Here is a 16350-nt window from a genome sequence, read left to right on the forward strand (position 1 = left end):
CGGCATCCTGTCAGCAGACCCACACCCGGCGCGCCCAGCGGCCGGGGCGTCCAACCGGCAGGATTCGCGCGTGACGGATTTCGAGGTGTGGGCCCCGCACCGCAACCAGGTACGCGTGCTCGTCGACGGCACGACCCACCCCATGACCCGCGACGGCGCCGGCTGGTGGCGGGCCGACGTCGACGGCGCCGAACCCGGCACGGCCTACGCCTTCCTGCTCGACGACGACGAGACCCCGCTGCCCGACCCGCGCTCGCGGTGGCAGCCGACCGGCGTGCACGGCGCCTCGCGGCTCTACGACGAGGGCGCGCACCGCTGGCAGGACCGCATGTGGACCGGTCGCGCGCTGCCCGGCGCCGTCCTCTACGAGCTGCACATCGGCACGTTCACCGGCGAGGGCACCTTCGACTCCGCGATCGGCAAGCTCGACCACCTCGCCGCGCTCGGCGTCGACATGGTGGAGGTGCTGCCCGTCAACGCCGTCGACGGCCCGCGCAACTGGGGCTACGACGGCGTCGGCTGGTACGCCGTCACCGAGAACTACGGCGGCCCCGACGCGTTCAAGCGCTTCGTCGACGCCTGCCACCTGCGCGGGATGGGCGTCGTGCTCGACGTCGTCTACAACCACCTCGGGCCGTCCGGCGCCTACCTCGACAAGTTCGCGCCGTACTTCTCGGGCAGCAACATCTGGGGCCCGTCGGTCAACCTCGACAAGGCCCACTCCGAGCCCGTGCGCCGCTACGTCATCGAGAACGCGCTGATGTGGCTGCGCGACTTCCACGTCGACGGGCTGCGCCTCGACGCCGTCCACGCGCTGCACGACGAGCGCGCCACGCACGTGCTCGAACAGCTCGCGATCGAGGTGGAGGCGCTGGCGACGCACGTGGGGCGCCCGCTGTCGCTGATCGCCGAGTCCGACCTCAACGACGCGCGGCTGGTCACGGCCCGCGAGGGCGGCGGCTACGGCCTGCACGCCCAGTGGTGCGACGACATCCACCACTCGCTGCACTCCACGCTCACCGGCGAGGGACAGGGCTACTACGCCGACTTCGCCACCGCCGGCCTCACCGGGCTCGCGCACGTGTTCACCCGCGCGTTCCTGCACGAGGGCACGTGGTCGAGCTTCCGCCAGCGGCTGCACGGCGCGCCCGTCGACACCCGCCGCGTCCCCGGCCACCGCTTCCTCGCCTACCTGCAGAACCACGACCAGATCGGCAACCGCGCCACCGGCGACCGCCTCACCCAGACCCTCTCCCCCGGCCTGCTGGCCTGCGGCGCCGCGCTGCTGTTCGGCTCGCCGTTCACGCCGATGCTGTTCATGGGCGAGGAGTGGGGCGCGCGGACGCCGTGGCAGTTCTTCTCCCACTTCCCCGACCCGGCGCTGCGCGAGGCCGTCCGGAAGGGCCGCACCGCGGAGTTCGCCGAGCACGGCTGGGGCGACGTGGAGGTGCCCGACCCCAACGCCGAGTCGACGTTCACCGACTCGAAGCTCGACTGGGACGAGCAGCTCCAGGAGCCGCACGCCACCCTCCTGCAGGTGCACCGTCAGCTGATCGCGCTGCGCCGCGAGCACGCCGAGCTGTCGGACCCGTGGCTCGACGAGGTGGAGGTGGACATCGACGAGGACGCCCGCACCGTCGTCCTGCACCGCGGCCGCCTGCGGGTGGCGTGCAACCTGGGCCCCGACCCCGTCACGCTCGCCCTCAACGCCCCCGTGCGCCGGATCCTGCTGGCCAGCGAGCCGACCGAGGGGGACGACGAGGCGCTGACGCTGCGGCCGGAGTCGTTCGCGGTCGTGCAGGTGGGCTGACGCGCCGCGTTCGGTGCGCCACGGCTGTTCAGTGCCGTTCCGGCAGCAGTGGTGCACCGATCGCGCGGCCGACCTCCTCGACGATCCGCTGTGCCCCGTCCCGGACGTCGAACCTCGTGTACCGCAAGATGCGCCAACCGCGGCTGACGAGCCGCGTGTAGCGGGCGGCGTCGCGGAGCACGCCCTCAGGGGTGGTGTGCTCCCCACCCTCGTACTCGATCGCGACCTTCGCGTGCGGGTACGCGAGGTCGAGCCAGACCGCCGTGCGCGCCGCCGGGTCCTGCACCACCCACTGCACCCGGGGCCGGGGCAGCCCGGCGAGCTCCAGCAGCATCCGCAGCCGCGACTCCATCGGCGAGCCGGAGTACGGGTTCGCGTGCGCCAGGACGTCGATCACGCGAGGGTTGCCGATCGCCCGCGGGTAGTGCGTGAGGAAGTTGAGCAGCAGGTCCGGCGGGAACCTGTGCCGGTTGGCCAGCCGGTCCACGGCCACGACGCCCTCGACGAGGTCGAGCCGCCGCGCGAGTCCGTACGCCGTGCGCAGTGCGCCGGTGACGCGGACGCCGCCCACGCTCGTCAGCTCTCCCGGCGCGATCCGCTCCCGGCGCACCACCAGACCCGGGTGCTCCCGCACACGCAGGCCGGTCGTGGTCACCTCGACGGGCGCGTCGCGCGGGCCGCAGGAGGCGCCGAGCAGCTCGGCCGCCGCCCACCCCGAGACCGCGCCGCGCTCCCCGACGAGCAGGCCCGCAGCGCGCGCCCGCAGCGCCAGGTCGGGCGGATGCTCGCCCACGGGCGCGTAGACGTCGGGGAACAGCCGGACGAACCGCGGTCCGCGCAGCCGGCCCCACGTCACCAGCCCGGCGGCCACTGCCTCCGACCCCCGGAACACCTCCGGCCAGCCCGTCACGCCCACGCACGGCAGGGTGCACCTCCGACGTGCCGCCCGTGGGTGTTCCGCGGGACCCGCGTTCGGCACACCACGGTTCTGCGGAGCGTCCACGACAGCGATGGTGTGCCGGACGCACGACGGCCCCGCTCCAACCGGAGCGGGGCCGTCGGGAGCCGGGGTCAGAGCAGGCCGAGACCCTTCACGGCCTCGCGCTCCTCCACGAGCTCGGCGACGCTGGCGTCGATCCGCTCGCGGGAGAAGTCGTTGATCTCCAGGCCCTGGACGATCTTCCACTCGCCGTTCACCGAGGTGACCGGGAACGAGGAGATGATGCCCTCGGCGACGCCGTAGGAGCCGTCGGACGGGATGGCGGCGGAGGTCCAGTCACCCTCGGGGGTGCCGTTGACCCAGTCGTGGACGTGGTCGATGGCGGCGTTGGCGGCCGACGCGGCCGACGACGCGCCGCGCACCTCGATGATCTCGGCGCCGCGCTTGGCGACGCGCGGGATGAACTCGTCGCGCAGCCAGGACTCCTCGACCTGCTCCGCGGCGATCTTGCCGCCGACCTCGGCGTGGTAGAGGTCGGGGTACTGGGTGGCGGAGTGGTTGCCCCAGATCGTGAGCTTCTTGATGTCGGTCAGCGGCACGCCGAGCTTCGACGACAGCTGCGCGAGCGCGCGGTTGTGGTCGAGGCGGGTCATGGCCGTGAAGCGCTCGGCGGGCACGTCGGGCGCGGCGGCCGAGGCGATGAGGGCGTTGGTGTTGGCCGGATTGCCGACCACGAGGACGCGGATGTCGTCGGCGGCACCGGCGTTGATCGCGCGGCCCTGCGGGGCGAAGATGCCGCCGTTGGCCTCGAGGAGGTCACCGCGCTCCATGCCCTTGGTGCGGGGGCGCGCGCCGACGAGCAGGCCGACGTTGGCGCCGTCGAAGGCGGCGGTGGCGTCGTCGGTGATGTCGATGCCCGACAGCAGCGGGAAGGCGCAGTCCTCGAGCTCGAGCGCGACGCCCTCGGCGGCCTTCACCGCCTGCGGGATCTCCAGGAGGCGCAGCCGGACCGGGGTGTCCGGTCCGAGCAGCTGGCCGGACGCGATGCGGAAGAGCAGCGCGTAGCCGATCTGTCCGGCGGCTCCGGTGACGACGACGTTGACGGGGGCGGTAGGCGCAGACACGGCAGGGAATCTAGCCCTCGACGCCCCCGGCCGCCGCGACGGGCGGCACACCCGGCCCCCGGAGTGCGCAGCGACACACCGCCGGACCTGCCCGGGCGGCCCGGCTGGGAGGCTGTCGGGCATGACGACCGCGGCCGATCCCGGCGCCACCCCGACCTCGGCGCGCGCCCTCGCCCCCGACCTCGCCCGCGGCGGGATGCTGCTGCTCATCGCGCTGGCCAACGTCCACACCTGGCTCTACGCGCCGGGCGCGGGCCTGCGGTCCTACCCCGGTGGCTTCGACGCCCTCGACCGCGCCGTCGTGCTCGCGCAGATGCTGCTCGTCGACGGCCGCGCCTACCCGCTGTTCGCCCTGCTGTTCGGCTACGGCATCACCCAGCTCGCGTGGCGGCGGGCGCAGGTGGGGCTGCCCGCCGACGTCGTCACGGCGCTGGTGCGCCGGCGCGGGCTCGTCCTGGTCGGCATCGGGTTCCTGCACGGCGTGCTGCTGTTCTCCGGGGACATCGTCGGCGCGTACGGGCTGGTCGCCGTCGTGCTGGCCGGGGTGCTGGTCGCGGGGTCGGACCGGACGCTGCTCGTGCTCGCGGTCGTCGGCCTGGTGGTGTCGACCCTGATCTCGCTGCTCAGCGGGCTGCCGCTGCCCGAGGAGGCGCTCGCGCTGCGCTCGGTCGCGCAGCCCGACCCGGCGTTCGCGCTCGTGCTGCGGGCCGTCGAGTGGCTGTCGAGCGGGTTCGTGCTGCAGGCCGTCGCGGTGTTCGGGATGGTCGCGCTCGGGGCGTGGGCCGCGCGCCGGCGGATGCTCGACGAGCCGGCCGCGCACCGCGCGCTGCTGGTGCGGGTGGCCGTCGGCGGGCTCGTGGCCGCGGTCGTGCTGGGCCTGCCGTTCGGGCTCGCCGCGGCCGGGCTCGTGCCGCAGGGGGTCGGGGCGCTGGTGCTCGGCGCCGGGCTGCACGCCGTCGGCGGGTTCGGCGGCGGGGCCGGGTACGCGGCGCTGTTCGGGCTGCTCGCGCTCCGGGCCCCGGGGCCGGTGGCGGGCGCGCTCGTCGCGGGCGGGCGGCGGTCGCTGTCGTGCTACCTCGCGCAGTCGGTGGCGTTCGTGGTGCTCATGCCGGCGTGGACCCTCGCCCTCGGCGAGCGGGCGAGCGTCACGCAGGCGCTGGTGATCGCCGTCCTGACGTGGCTGGTCGTGCTGGGCGTCGCGGTGGTGTCGGAGCGGGCCGGCGTCCGCGGGCCGGCCGAGACGCTGCTGCGGCGCCTGACGTACGGGGCCGGGCGCCGGTAGCGTCCCCGGCGTGAGCCAGCCGCGACCCGACGACGGGACCGACCGGGACGCGCCGCCGTCGTGGATGGGCGCCCCCGGCTACGTGCCGACGCCGCCGAACCTCATGCCGCACGCGCCGATGCCGGGCGCACCGCCCTACCCGCCGCACATCGAGCACCCGCCGCCCCCGGTCGGCGACCGCGGCCGCACCGGCTACCTCCGCGCGCTCGCCGCCACCGCGGTGTGGGCGGTGGCGAACCTCGTGGTGGTGCTGGTCGTCGCCGGTCCCGCGCCCTCGCCGGAGGCCCTGGGCCGCGTGGTCGGGGCGCTCCTGCTGGCCGCGGTCCTGGCCGCCGTCGGCGTGTGGCTTGTGCTGCGCAGGCGGGCACGGGCGTTCTGGGTCGTGCTGCTCGTCGCCCTGCCGTTCTTCGTGGTCCTGCGCCTGCTCAGCGCGGCGGGCGGCGTCGCGAGCTGATCACGCCGGTGTCGAAGCCGGCGATGTGCAGGCCGCCGTGGAAGCGCGCGTGCTCGATCTTGAGGCAGCGGTCCATGACGACCTCCAGGCCGCCCGCCTCCGCGCGCCGCGCCAGCTCCTCGTCGAACAGGCCGAACTGGAGCCAGAACGTCCGGACGCCCTCGCCCAGCGCCAGCACCTCGTCGAGGACCCCGGGGAGGTCGGCCGGGCGGCGGAACACGTCGACGAGGTCGGGCACGACGGGCAGGTCGGCGAGGCTCTTGTGCACCGGCCGCCCGAGGATCTCGTCGGCGTGCGGGTTGACGAAGTGGACGTCGTAGTCGGAGCTCGTGAGCAGGTAGGTGGCCACGAAGTTGCTGGCGCGCGCCGGATTGGGCGACGCCCCGACGACCGCCACGGACCGGGTCTCCCGCAGGATCTGCTGGCGGCGCGTGGCGCTCGGGTTCTCCCAGCTCATGCCGATGCTCCCTTCGACGCCGCGGCGAGCGCCTGGTCGAGGTCCCACAGGATGTCGTCGGCGTCCTCCAGCCCGACGCTGATCCGCACCAGGTCCGGCGGCACCCCGGCGTCGCGGAGCTGGTCGTCGGTCAGCTGCTGGTGGGTGGTGGAGCCGGGGTGGATCACGAGCGTGCGGGCGTCGCCGATGTTGGCGAGGTGGCTGCACAGCTGCACCGACTCGATGAACCGCTGCCCCGCCTCGCGCCCGCCCGCCACGCCGAAGGAGAACACCGCGCCCGGCCCGAGCGGGAGGTACCGGGCGGCCCGGTCGTGGTGCGGGTGGTCGGGCAGGCCCGCCCACCTGACGTAGGACACGCGCGGGTCGGCGTGCAGCCACTCGGCCACCGCGCGGGCGTTCGCGACGTGCGCCTCCATGCGCTGCGGCAGCGTCTCCACGCCCTGCAGCAGCAGGAACGCGCTGTGCGGGGCGAGCGTGGCGCCGACGTCGCGCAGCTGCTCGGCGCGGAGCTTGGTGAGGAACCCGAACTCCTGGAAGTTGCCCCACCAGTTGAGCCCGCCGTAGGACGGGATCGGCTCGGTCATCATCGGGAAGTTGCCGTTGCCCCAGTCGAACCGGCCGGACTCGACGATCACACCGCCCAGCGTGGTGCCGTGGCCGCCGATGAACTTGGTGGCGCTGTGGATCACGATGTCGGCGCCGTGCTCGATCGGGCGGCAGAGGTAGGGCGTGGCCATGGTCGCGTCGACGACGAGCGGCAACCCCGCCGCGTGCGCGACGTCGGCGAGCCCCGCGAGGTCGGCCACCTCCCCGCCCGGGTTGGAGACGACCTCGGCGAACACCAGCTTGGTCTCCGGCCGGATCGCCGCGGCGAACGAGGCCGGGTCACCGCCCGCGACGAACGTGGTGTCGACGCCGAAGCGGCGCAGCGTCACGTCGAGCTGGGTGATCGTGCCGCCGTAGAGCCCGGCCGCGGCGACGATGTGGTCGCCCGCCCCGGCGAGCGCGGCGAAGGTGAGGAACTCCGCGGACTGCCCCGACGCCGTCGCGACCGCCCCGATCCCGCCCTCCAGGCTCGCCAGCCGCTCCTCGAGCACCGCGACGGTGGGGTTGGCGATCCGGCTGTAGATCAGCCCGTACTTCTGCAGCGCGAACAGGCTCGCGGCCTCGGCGGTGTTCTCGAACACGAAGCTCGTGGACTGGTAGATCGGCACCGCCCTCGCCCCGGTCGTGCTGTCGGGGACGTGCCCGGCGTGCACGGCGCGCGTGCGGAATCCCCAGCTCCGATCACTCATGCCTCCCATCTTGCCCTGGCAGCCGCCCGTGCTCGTCGGGGATCAGGTCTGCGGGTGTGATGACGGCCGGCTGGACCCAGCGCCGGTCGGTGAACACGCCCGAGTCGTCGATCAGGTAGGCGGGCCGGCGGCGCTCGGTGCCCTGCCCGGCGCCGCCGGCGCCGGCCATCGGCGGGTACATGCCGTGCGTCGACGACGTGCGGGCCCCGGCGGCCTGACCAGCGGTTCCGCCCGCCCCCGTGCCCGATCGCAATGCCGGCTCGGCGGGCGCCCGGGACGGCGGCTCGGCCGGGAGGACGACGCTGCGCCAGCCCGGCGACGGGCTGCGCGGGGGCGCGGCCGGGACGACGGGGCGCGGGCCGGACGGGCTCCGCGGGTCGGTGGCGGCGCGGGTCCAGGGGCCCGGGCCGGTGCCGCGGCCGCCCGAGGAGGGGGCCGGACGGCCGATCGGGGTCGGGCTGCCGGGGCTGTAGGGGCCGGGCGTCGGCGGGGTGCGGCCGGGCGGGCCGCTGCTCCCGCCGCCGGCCTGGCTCCCGCCCTGGCCTCCACCCTGGCCTCCGCCCTGGCCTCCGCTGGGCGTGCCGCGTCCGGCGGGCTCGATTGCGGTGCCCGGGCCCCGTCCACCCGGCCCTGCACCGCCACCCGGCAGGGGCACCACTCCCCCGGGCACGGCTCCGCCGGCCGGGCCGGCGGTGGTCGGTGTCGCGGCGTTCTGTGCCGCGGCGCTCGGTCCCGCGGCGCCCGGTCCCGCGCCACTCGGGAGCTCGACCGACGCCGCGGGTGCCACGGCCGTCCACCCACCCGGGCCGGCCGGCACGGCCCACCCGCCGCCGGCGAATCCGCCCGCCGACCCGCTCGGGGCGACCGCCGACGCGGGCTCGACGGTCACCGTCGGGGGGACGGTCCAGAAGTCCAGCGTGCGCCGGGACTCGAAGCCGATGTTCTCGTAGACGCGGGCGTCCTCCGCCGCCTTCGCCGCCGCCTCGTCGCGGCGCGCCTGCTCGGCCTGCACGATGGCCAGCTCCGCCGGGGTGGCGCCCCGCGGCCCGTAGGTGGCGTTGCGGTCGAGCGCCTCCATGATCGTCTCCGACGGGACCGGCGGGTTGTCGCGCAGCTGGCTGCGCAGCGTCGCCGCCCCGTAGGCGTGGGCGGTGACGGCCTCGGCCGTGGTGGCGGCGTCCTGCGCCGCGTCGATCGCCCACCGGCCCAGCGGGCTGATCCCGGTGCGGGCGGCGTCGGCCGCGTCGCCCGCCCACTCCGACTCGCTCTCCCGCATCGCCGCGGTGAGCCGTCCCTCGATGTCGGTGATGAGCTTGCCCATGCGGCGCCACTGCTGCTCGGCGTCCATCGACACCGCCGGCCCGAGCCCCCCGTTCACGACGGCCTCGTGCAGGGCGGCGTGGTCGAGGCCCTGCCAGACGACGGGGGCGGTCACAGCCGGCCCACCAGCGCGGTGTTCTCGTCCTCGGTGCGGCGGTAGTCGGCTTCCATGGCGGCGAGCTGGTCGCGTACCCGTACGAGCTCGGCCTCGTAGGCGAGGAGGGCGTGGTACGGCCCGTCCGGTGCGTCCATCACGCGGCGGTTGTAGAACTCGAACGTCTGCTGGCTCACCGGGTCGCCGAGCCAGGGGCCAGCGAGGTACCCGATCTCACCCAGCCTCCGCAGTTGCACACGCAGCTCGACGAGTGAGTCCTCGTACGCCGCCTTCATCCGGGGTAGCGCCTGCGGACCGACCCGCAGGGTCGCGGGCGGGTAGTCGGTCATCGCGGCCTCCCTCAACTGGCTCGGGTCGGCGCAGAGTAGGCGGGGCACGCAGCCCGACGGTGCAGATCCGGCCAGGAGTGTGCGCCTGCGAACGAACTCAGACGCGCGACAGCAGCGTGCTCATCGCCGCCTCGGCTACCGCGAGCGCACCCGCGCACAGGTCGTCCTGAGGAACGGTCGGCTGTCCTCCGCCGTCGCGGTACTGCACGTTCACCGCCTGACCCGGCGCAACGTCGACCACCACCGAGCACAGCCTCAACTGCTCGGACGGCCTGGCCAGCACTGCTGGCATGCCCTGGACCTCGATCACAGTCACGTCGGCCCGCACCCGCGAAGCAGCGAACGCATTCACTCCCAGCCCGTCGTAGGGCAGTGCCACTCCGGCCGCTACCTCGCGAGGATCGGAGCCGCCGATCGTGCAGGCTGGTTCCGGGCCTTCGAACAACGGCGACACCTGTACGTCGTACGCCGGCTCGGCGTCCAACCCGAGCTCAGCCCGCTGGGACGCGGTGAGCAGCGAGCAGGGGTCCACGTTGCGGATGTCGATGTCGCGGGGCCGCGGAGGCAGCGGCACCTCGGTGGACGGGGTCTCGGGCGCCGCCGCGGCACCCGCCGTCTCCCGCACACAACCGGCCAGGGACACGCACAGCAGCACCCCGACCAGCACCGACACCATCCGCCGCACGGCGGAACGGTAGCGCGACCCAGCGCAGTCGAGGATCACAGCCGGCGGCCCCACAGCTCCACGTTCTCGCCCTCGGTGCGGCGGTAGTCGGCCTCCATCGTCGCGAGCTGATCACGAACGCGGACAAGCTCCGCTTCGTAGGCCAGCAACGCGTGATACGGCCCGTCAGGTGCATCCATCACCCGGCGGTTGTAGAACTCAAACGTCTCCTGACTTACCGGGTCACCCAGCCATGGACCAGCCAGATGGCCGACATCGCGCAACGCGCGCAGCTCGGCACCGAGATCGTCGAGGGCCCTGTCGTACGCAGCGCGCATGGCCGGCAGTGCTCGTGGGCTGACTCGCATCGTCGCAGGCGGGTAGTCGGTCATCGCGGCCTCCCGGGGGCTCGTCCAGCGAACTGGCGCAGGCTAGGCCGGAGAGCCGAAGCGTGAGGCGGTTCAGGTAAGAGGTGTGCAGTCGTGAACGACCTCAGTTGCGAGACAGGAGGGTGAGCATCGCCCCGTCGGCAACGTCCCTAGCCCCAGGGCAGAGCGCGTCGACGGGAACCGGGGGTTGGGCGCCCCCATCCCGGTACTGCACGTTCAGCGCCTGTCCCGGCGCAAGGTCGACCACCACTGTGCATGACGTCATCGGTCCCGGCTGCACGGCCTGGACCGCAGGGAAACCCTGCACGTCGATGACCGAGACCTCCGACCGCACGCGATACGCGGCGAACGCATCGATGCCCAGCCCGTCGTAGGGCAGGGCTACCCCGACCGCCACAGTCAGTGGCTCGTAACCCCGGGTCGTGCACGCAGGCTCCGGCCCCTCGAACAACGGCGAGCGGGCGACGTCGTAGTTCGGTTCCCCCTCGAGCCCCAGGTCCGCTCGCTGTGATGCGGTCAGCAGTGAGCAGGGGTCGACGTTGCGGATGTCGATGTCCCGCGGCCGCGGAGGCAGCGGCACCTCGGTGGACGGGGTCTCGGGCGCCGCCGCGGCACCGGCCGTCTCCCGCACACAACCGGCCAGGGGCACGCACAGCAGCACCCCCACCAGCACCGACACCACCCGCCGCACCGCGGAACCGTAGCGCGGTGATCCGTGAACCACGGCGATTCGACCGACGACCAGCCGTACGCACACGCAGTCGAGGCCCTCGCACACCGGTTCCGCTCTTCGCACACCGGTTGCAGCCGGTGTGCCGGGCACAGGATCGGTGCGTCGAGCCCCGAGGCATCGCGGGACCGCCCCGGCGCCGCTGACCCGGCCCCACAGCCCGCTCGCGTGCCGATCCGGCTCCCCAGCGCCGATCAACCAGTGCGAGGGCGGCCGTCCCGCCCGCGTTCCCGTCTGCCGCGCGCGTTCCGGGGTCCCGCGCGCCCCCGGGAGCGCGCGCGAGCATGAACGGTGCGCGGGAGCACGGTCAGCGCGCGGGAAGCCCGGGAGACCGCGCGTCCGAGCCGCGACCGGCCGCAGGCGGCGGCTGGCTCTATCGGTCACCGCACTCCGAGACACAGGACCGCGCGCCCCGGGACCGAAGGCCGCACAAGCCGATCCCCGGCTGCCCGCACACCAGTTCCGTCCCCCGCACCCCGGCCGCAACCGGTGTGCGCTCCTCGGGCCGGCGTCCGCCCCCCAGACGAGCTACGCCCCTGCCCGACCCGGAACCGGGGCCTCAGTTCCGCGGGACCCGCACCAACCCCTCCTGCACCGTGGTGGCGATCAGCGTGCCGTCCTCCGTGGTGAACCGGCCGGTCGCCAACCCCCTCGACCCGGAGGCCGCGGGCGAGAAGGTGGTGTAGAGCAGCCAGTCGTCGGCGCGGAAGGGCCGGTGGAACCACATCGCGTGGTCCAGGCTCGCCATCTGCACCGGCTGCTCGGAGCGGTCGTGGCGGGCGAGGACCGAGCCCAGGAGCGTGAGGTCGCTCGCGTAGGTGAGCAGGCAGACGTGCAGGAGGCGGTCGTCGGGCAGGCGGCCATCGGCGCGCATCCACACCCGGTTCGGCTCCTCCGACGCGCCGACGCGGTCGTCGGACCACACCGGCTCGTCGACGAACCGCATGTCCAGCGGCCGCGGGATCCGGCTCATCCAGCCGGCGCCGCGGCCGTCGGCGACGCGCTGGCCGAGGTCGGGCAGCGTCAGCGGGCCGGGCACGTCGGCCGGGGCAGGCGTGCTGTGCTCGAGCCCGTCCTGGGGCAGCTGGAACGACGCCGACAGCGAGAAGATCGCCTCGCCGTGCTGGATCGCGAGGACCCGGCGGGTGGTGAACGACCGGCCGTCGCGGACGCGCTCGGCCTCGTAGACGATCGGCACCCGCGGATCGCCGGGCCGGATGAAGTAGGCGTGCAGCGAGTGCACCTCGCGGTCGTCGGGCACCGTCCGCCCGGCCGCCACCAGCGCCTGCGCGGCGACCTGCCCGCCGAACACCCGGGTGGGGCTCTGCGGCGGGCTGACCCCGCGGAACAGGTTGACCTCCAACTGCTCGAGGTCCAGCAGGTCGACGAGCGCGTCGAGGACGGCCTGGCCGCGCGGCATCCCGTCGGCGGCGAGCTCGGGCTCGGTGGAGGTGCTCACGCCCGGCATCCTCTCAGGTCGTCGACCCACCGTTGACATGTGACCTTTTAGTCACCTATATTTGGCCCATGGACGACGACGACCGGGTCTTCAAGGCACTCGCCGACCCGACGCGCCGCCACCTGCTCGACCGCCTCTTCGCCCGCGACGGCCGCACGCTCACCGAGCTGGAGTCGGAGCTGGAGATGACGCGGTTCGGCGTCATGAAGCACCTCAAGGTGCTGGAGGAGGCCGGGCTCGTCGTCAGCGTGAAGTCCGGGCGCGAGAAGCGGCACTTCCTCAACCCCGTGCCGATCCGGATGGTCCACGACCGCTGGATCGACAAGTTCACCGAGCGCCGGGTGTCGGCGCTCCTCGACCTCAAGAACGAACTGGAGAACCCGTCATGACCTCGACCCTGACCACCACCCAGGTCCACCGCGTCTACATCAAGGCCACCCCGCAGGCGATCTGGGACGCCATCACGAAGCCGGAGTGGACCAACCGCTACGGCTACACCGGCTACGCGCACTACGACCTGCGCCCGGGCGGCGCCTACGAGGTGCGGGCCAACGACGAGTTCAAGGCCGCGGCGTCCGCGCAGGGCTTCCCGTGCCCGGACGTCGTCGTCGAGGGCGAGGTGATCGAGGCGGACCCGCCGAACCGCCTGGTCACGACGTTCCGGATGCTCATGGACCCGGGCACCGCGAGCGAGCCGCCCTCCCGGATCACGCACGAGATCGTCGACCTCGGCGGCTTCTGCGCACTCACCCTCACCCACGAGCTGGAGGGCTCGCCGCAGCTCGCGGCCGTCGTCACCGGCACGGTGGGCGGCGAGGGCGGCGGCGGGCACGCCTGGGTGCTCAGCGACCTCAAGTCGCTGCTGGAGACGGGCTCCCCGCTGGCCGGCTGAGCCCAGCCTCAGCCCATGTCCTCCTCACCCAGGCGGTGCACCCGGATGAGGTTGGTGGAGCCGGCGGTGCCGGGCGGCGACCCGGCGACGATGACGACGAGGTCGCCGGGCTGGAAGCGCTCGATGGACAGCATCGCGTGGTCGACCTGGCGCACCATCGCGTCGGTCGACTCGACGAAGTCGACGAGGAACGTCTCCACGCCCCAGCTCATCGCGAGCTGGCTGCGCACCTCGGGCGTCGGGGTGAACGCGAGCAGCGGGAGCCGGGTGTGCAGCCGCGAGAGCCGGCGGACGGTGTCGCCGGACTGCGTGAACGCGACGATCGCGCGGGCGGAGAGCCGCTCGCCGATGTCGCGGGCGGCGTAGGACAGCACGCCGCGCTTGGTGCGGGGCACGTGGTTGAGCGGCGGGACGTTCACCGGCCCGTCCTCGACGGCCTCGATGATCTGCGCCATCGTGCGCACGGTCTTGATCGGGTAGCGGCCGACGCCGGTCTCGCCGGACAGCATCACGGCGTCGGCACCGTCGAGCACGGCGTTGGCGACGTCGGAGGCCTCGGCGCGGGTGGGGCGCGAGTTGGTGATCATCGACTCCAGCATCTGGGTCGCCACGATCACCGGCTTCGCGTTCTCCCGCGCGATCTGGATCGCGCGCTTCTGCACCAGCGGCACGTGCTCCAGCGGCAGCTCGACGCCGAGGTCGCCGCGGGCGACCATCACGGCGTCGAAGGCCAGGACGATGGCCTCGAGGTTGTCGACGGCCTCGGGCTTCTCCAGCTTCGCGACGACCGGCAGCCGGGCGCCCTTCGCGTCCATGATCTTGTGGACGAGGTCGATGTCGGCCGGGCTGCGCACGAACGACAGCGCGATGACGTCGACGCGCAGGTCGAGCGCGAACTCCAGGTCGGCGATGTCCTTCTCGCTCATCGCCGGCACGGAGACGTTCATGCCGGGCAGCGAGATGCCCTTGTTGTCGCTGACCGGGCCGCCCTCGGTGACGCGGCAGACGACGTCGAGGCCGTCGACGGCGGTGACCCGCAGGCCGACCTTGCCGTCGTCGACGAGCAGGCGGTCGTCCGGGCGGGCGTCGGCGGCGAGGCCCTTGTAGGTGGTCGAGACGCGGTCGTGGGTGCCGGCGACGTCCTCGACGGTGATCCGCACCTCCTCGCCGGTGCGCCACTCCGTGGGGCCCGCGGCGAAGCGGCCGAGCCGGATCTTCGGCCCCTGCAGGTCGGCGAGGATGCCGACCGCCCGGCCCTCGGCGTCGGCGGCCTCGCGGACCATCTCGTAGACGCGCTTGTGGTCGTCGCGGTTGCCGTGGCTGAAGTTCAGCCGGGCGACGTCCATCCCCGCCTGGACGAGCTCCCGAATGCGGTCCGGGGTCGCGGTGGCCGGGCCGATGGTGCAGACGATTTTGGTGCGACGGGTCACAGGAGCTGAGTCTAGACCGCTCTCTGGAACGATCAGGAAGGGCGGTGGGTGAACGTTCGGTGCTACCGCCGCGGCTGGTCGCTCGGCCCGACGTGGTCGGTCAGCCACTCGTACAGCGGCGTCAGCGCGCGCCACGTCTCGACGACGCGGTCCAGCGCGCCGGGACCGTGCAGCACGTCGTCGGGCGGCCACTCGCGCCAGCCGTAGAGCGACTTGTGGCGCAGCAGGTCCAGGCGCGGGTGGTCGGGGTCGACGCCCCGCGGCCGCGTCTTGAGCTGCTCCCCCGCCGTCGCGCAGCCCCGCTCCGCCAGCGCGGCGAGCCGGGCCTGCAGGTCGGTGCCGCGGCGCTCGTCGTCGACGGCCGCGCGGAAGCGCGCCACCTGGTCCGACGCCATCTGGTAGTACCCGCCCGCGGCCATCAGGCCGTCGCTGCCGACCTGCACGTAGAAGCCGCCCGCGGTGGCCCCGCAGTGCGTCTTGTACGGCGTCTTGTCGGCGGAGAACCGCACGTCGCGGTAGGGCCGGAAGATCTTGCCCGGGCCGAACTCGGGCTCGCACGCGGCGAGGAGCTCCAGCATCGGGGCGCGGACGTCGCGCTCGTAGACCGCTCGGCGGTCGGTCCAGTAGGCCTTGGAGTTGTCGGCGACCAGCCCGTCGTAGAACTCGACGGCGTCCTCGCCGAAGCCCTGGAACGCCATGGTCAGGACGTGCGCCCGGACGCCGAGTCGTCCGGTTCCGCGGGTTCGAGCTCCTTCTCCCCCGCCTCGTCCGACGCCGTCGCCGCGGCGGGCGGGTCCTCCCGGCCCTTCGGGGCCAGCACGAAGTAGGCGACGGCGCCCAGCAGCACCACCACGGAGACGACGTTGTTGATCCGGACCCCGCCGAACACCTCGGTGGCCGGGTCGGTGCGCATGAGCTCGATCCAGAACCGGCCGACGCAGTACGCGCCGACGTAGAGCGCGAACGCCCGGCCGTGACCCAGCCGGAAGCGGCGGTCGGCCCAGACGACGAGCGCGGCGACGCCGAGGTTCCACAGCAGCTCGTACAGGAACGTCGGGTGGTAGGTGCCGAGCGGCGTCATGTCCAGCGCGACGCCGCCCAGGTCGTCGGGGGCCCCGGTGGCCGGGTCGACGCGCTGGTAGATCTCCAGGCCCCACGGCAGCGTGGTCGGGGCGCCGTAGAGCTCCTGGTTGAACCAGTTGCCCAGCCGCCCGATCGCCTGCGCTACCACGATCCCGGGCGCGACGACGTCGGCGAAGAACGGCAGCGGGACGCCCCGGCGGCGGCAGCCGATCCAGGCGCCGACCGCGCCGAGCGCCACCGCGCCCCAGATCCCCAGGCCGCCCTGCCAGATGTAGAGCGCCTCGACCGGGTTGCGGCCGGGGCCGAAGTAGAGGTGCCAGTCGGTGGCGACGTGGTAGAGCCGGCCGCCGACCAGGCCGAACGGCACCGCGAACACGGCCACGTCGGTGACGACGCCGGCCTCGCCCCCGCGCGCGACGAACCGCCGCTCGCTCCACATGACCGCCACGACGATCCCGGCGATGATGCACAGCGCGTACGCCCGGATCGGGATCGGGCCGAGCATCCACACCCCGCGATCGGGGCTCGGGATGGCGGCCAGCACGGTGGTGACGAGGGGACTCACGGCTCCACGCTA

Annotated in this window: 18 protein-coding genes; 5 read left to right on the plus strand and 13 right to left on the minus strand. The window is 73.8% G+C overall.

All coding sequences use genetic code 11. The annotated features are described in order from the left end of the window. Positions 1 to 70: 70 nt before the first annotated feature. Entirely contained in the window at positions 71 to 1810 is a 1740-nt protein-coding gene (gene treZ, locus HOP40_RS29990) for a malto-oligosyltrehalose trehalohydrolase (RefSeq protein WP_240157362.1), read from the plus strand. Between the two features lie 28 nt (positions 1811 to 1838). Here treZ and HOP40_RS29995 read toward each other — a convergent pair whose 3' ends face one another. Then, complete coding sequence (locus HOP40_RS29995) at positions 1839 to 2726, minus strand: endonuclease domain-containing protein (RefSeq protein ID WP_172165272.1); 888 nt, start codon at positions 2724 to 2726, stop codon at positions 1839 to 1841. A gap of 155 nt (positions 2727 to 2881) precedes the next feature. Further along, the gene (locus HOP40_RS30000) at positions 2882 to 3874 is read right to left on the minus strand and encodes a malate dehydrogenase (RefSeq protein ID WP_240157363.1); all 993 of its coding nucleotides are present in this window, start codon (positions 3872 to 3874) and stop codon (positions 2882 to 2884) included. A 121-nt stretch (positions 3875 to 3995) separates the two neighbouring features. On the opposite strand from HOP40_RS30000, the gene HOP40_RS30005 reads away from it, so the two are divergent. Together HOP40_RS30005 and HOP40_RS30010 are read left to right on the plus strand one after the other, a co-directional pair. After that, the gene (locus HOP40_RS30005) at positions 3996 to 5156 is read left to right on the plus strand and encodes a DUF418 domain-containing protein (RefSeq protein WP_172165278.1); all 1161 of its coding nucleotides are present in this window, start codon (positions 3996 to 3998) and stop codon (positions 5154 to 5156) included. A 10-nt stretch (positions 5157 to 5166) separates the two neighbouring features. Further along, positions 5167 to 5610, plus strand: coding sequence for a hypothetical protein (locus HOP40_RS30010; protein ID WP_172165281.1), 444 nt, complete (start codon positions 5167 to 5169; stop codon positions 5608 to 5610). Here HOP40_RS30010 and HOP40_RS30015 read toward each other — a convergent pair. The 8 genes from HOP40_RS30015 to HOP40_RS30050 form a co-directional block, all read right to left on the minus strand. Then, a complete protein-coding gene (locus tag HOP40_RS30015) occupies positions 5582 to 6067 on the minus strand; it encodes a CoA-binding protein (protein ID WP_172165284.1) in 486 nt (161 codons plus the stop codon). The genes HOP40_RS30010 and HOP40_RS30015 overlap by 29 nt on opposite strands. Further along, complete coding sequence (locus tag HOP40_RS30020) at positions 6064 to 7362, minus strand: O-acetylhomoserine aminocarboxypropyltransferase/cysteine synthase family protein (protein WP_172165287.1); 1299 nt, start codon at positions 7360 to 7362, stop codon at positions 6064 to 6066. The genes HOP40_RS30015 and HOP40_RS30020 overlap by 4 nt, the downstream gene beginning before the upstream one ends. After that, on the minus strand, positions 7355 to 8797 hold the full coding sequence (locus tag HOP40_RS30025) for a PPE domain-containing protein (RefSeq protein ID WP_172165306.1): 1443 nt from the start codon (positions 8795 to 8797) through the stop codon (positions 7355 to 7357). Before HOP40_RS30025 ends, HOP40_RS30020 begins: the two co-directional genes overlap by 8 nt. Beyond that, positions 8794 to 9126: a hypothetical protein gene (locus tag HOP40_RS30030; protein WP_172165309.1), complete on the minus strand. Its 333-nt coding sequence runs from the start codon at positions 9124 to 9126 to the stop codon at positions 8794 to 8796. Before HOP40_RS30030 ends, HOP40_RS30025 begins: the two co-directional genes overlap by 4 nt. A gap of 97 nt (positions 9127 to 9223) precedes the next feature. Beyond that, entirely contained in the window at positions 9224 to 9802 is a 579-nt protein-coding gene (locus tag HOP40_RS30035; protein WP_240157846.1) for a DUF3558 domain-containing protein, read from the minus strand. Between the two features lie 44 nt (positions 9803 to 9846). Then, on the minus strand, positions 9847 to 10182 hold the full coding sequence (locus tag HOP40_RS30040; protein WP_172165315.1) for a hypothetical protein: 336 nt from the start codon (positions 10180 to 10182) through the stop codon (positions 9847 to 9849). A 100-nt stretch (positions 10183 to 10282) separates the two neighbouring features. After that, entirely contained in the window at positions 10283 to 10870 is a 588-nt protein-coding gene (locus HOP40_RS30045) for a DUF3558 domain-containing protein (RefSeq protein WP_172165318.1), read from the minus strand. A gap of 598 nt (positions 10871 to 11468) precedes the next feature. Further along, positions 11469 to 12377, minus strand: a complete 909-nt coding sequence (locus HOP40_RS30050; protein ID WP_172165321.1) for an acyl-CoA thioesterase — start codon at positions 12375 to 12377, stop codon at positions 11469 to 11471. 59 nt (positions 12378 to 12436) lie between these two features. Between HOP40_RS30050 and HOP40_RS30055 the strand changes: the two genes are divergently transcribed. Then, complete coding sequence (locus HOP40_RS30055; RefSeq protein ID WP_172165324.1) at positions 12437 to 12757, plus strand: ArsR/SmtB family transcription factor; 321 nt, start codon at positions 12437 to 12439, stop codon at positions 12755 to 12757. Further along, positions 12754 to 13260, plus strand: coding sequence for an SRPBCC domain-containing protein (locus HOP40_RS30060; protein ID WP_172165327.1), 507 nt, complete (start codon positions 12754 to 12756; stop codon positions 13258 to 13260). Before HOP40_RS30055 ends, HOP40_RS30060 begins: the two co-directional genes overlap by 4 nt. Before the next feature lie 8 nt (positions 13261 to 13268). On the opposite strand, the gene pyk is transcribed toward HOP40_RS30060, so the two are convergent. The 3 genes from pyk to lgt all read right to left on the minus strand — a co-directional run bounded on the left by pyk (position 13269) and on the right by lgt (position 16278). Beyond that, entirely contained in the window at positions 13269 to 14690 is a 1422-nt protein-coding gene (gene pyk, locus HOP40_RS30065; RefSeq protein WP_172165330.1) for a pyruvate kinase, read from the minus strand. 62 nt (positions 14691 to 14752) lie between these two features. Then, positions 14753 to 15388: a DUF2461 domain-containing protein gene (locus tag HOP40_RS30070; protein WP_172165333.1), complete on the minus strand. Its 636-nt coding sequence runs from the start codon at positions 15386 to 15388 to the stop codon at positions 14753 to 14755. Between the two features lie 2 nt (positions 15389 to 15390). Then, on the minus strand, positions 15391 to 16278 hold the full coding sequence (lgt, locus tag HOP40_RS30075) for a prolipoprotein diacylglyceryl transferase (RefSeq protein WP_172169500.1): 888 nt from the start codon (positions 16276 to 16278) through the stop codon (positions 15391 to 15393). Positions 16279 to 16350 lie beyond the last annotated feature (72 nt).

Source organism: Pseudonocardia broussonetiae (genome assembly GCF_013155125.1).
In the GTDB taxonomy this organism is placed as follows: domain Bacteria; phylum Actinomycetota; class Actinomycetes; order Mycobacteriales; family Pseudonocardiaceae; genus Pseudonocardia; species Pseudonocardia broussonetiae.

Bases quoted from the DNA above. Each gene is read 5' to 3' on its own strand.
- HOP40_RS30030 (WP_172165309.1), bottom strand. From the start codon at position 9,126: ATGACCGACTACCCGCCCGCGACCCTGCGGGTCGGTCCGCAGGCGCTA.
- HOP40_RS30050 (WP_172165321.1), bottom strand. From the start codon at position 12,377: ATGCCGGGCGTGAGCACCTCCACCGAGCCCGAGCTCGCCGCCGACGGG.
- lgt (WP_172169500.1), bottom strand. From the start codon at position 16,278: ATGCTCGGCCCGATCCCGATCCGGGCGTACGCGCTGTGCATCATCGCC.
- HOP40_RS30035 (WP_240157846.1), bottom strand. From the start codon at position 9,802: ATGGTGTCGGTGCTGGTCGGGGTGCTGCTGTGCGTGTCCCTGGCCGGT.
- HOP40_RS30040 (WP_172165315.1), bottom strand. From the start codon at position 10,182: ATGACCGACTACCCGCCTGCGACGATGCGAGTCAGCCCACGAGCACTG.
- HOP40_RS30055 (WP_172165324.1), top strand. From the start codon at position 12,437: ATGGACGACGACGACCGGGTCTTCAAGGCACTCGCCGACCCGACGCGC.
- HOP40_RS30020 (WP_172165287.1), bottom strand. From the start codon at position 7,362: ATGAGTGATCGGAGCTGGGGATTCCGCACGCGCGCCGTGCACGCCGGG.
- HOP40_RS30070 (WP_172165333.1), bottom strand. From the start codon at position 15,388: ATGGCGTTCCAGGGCTTCGGCGAGGACGCCGTCGAGTTCTACGACGGG.
- HOP40_RS30060 (WP_172165327.1), top strand. From the start codon at position 12,754: ATGACCTCGACCCTGACCACCACCCAGGTCCACCGCGTCTACATCAAG.
- HOP40_RS30005 (WP_172165278.1), top strand. From the start codon at position 3,996: ATGACGACCGCGGCCGATCCCGGCGCCACCCCGACCTCGGCGCGCGCC.
- HOP40_RS30015 (WP_172165284.1), bottom strand. From the start codon at position 6,067: ATGAGCTGGGAGAACCCGAGCGCCACGCGCCGCCAGCAGATCCTGCGG.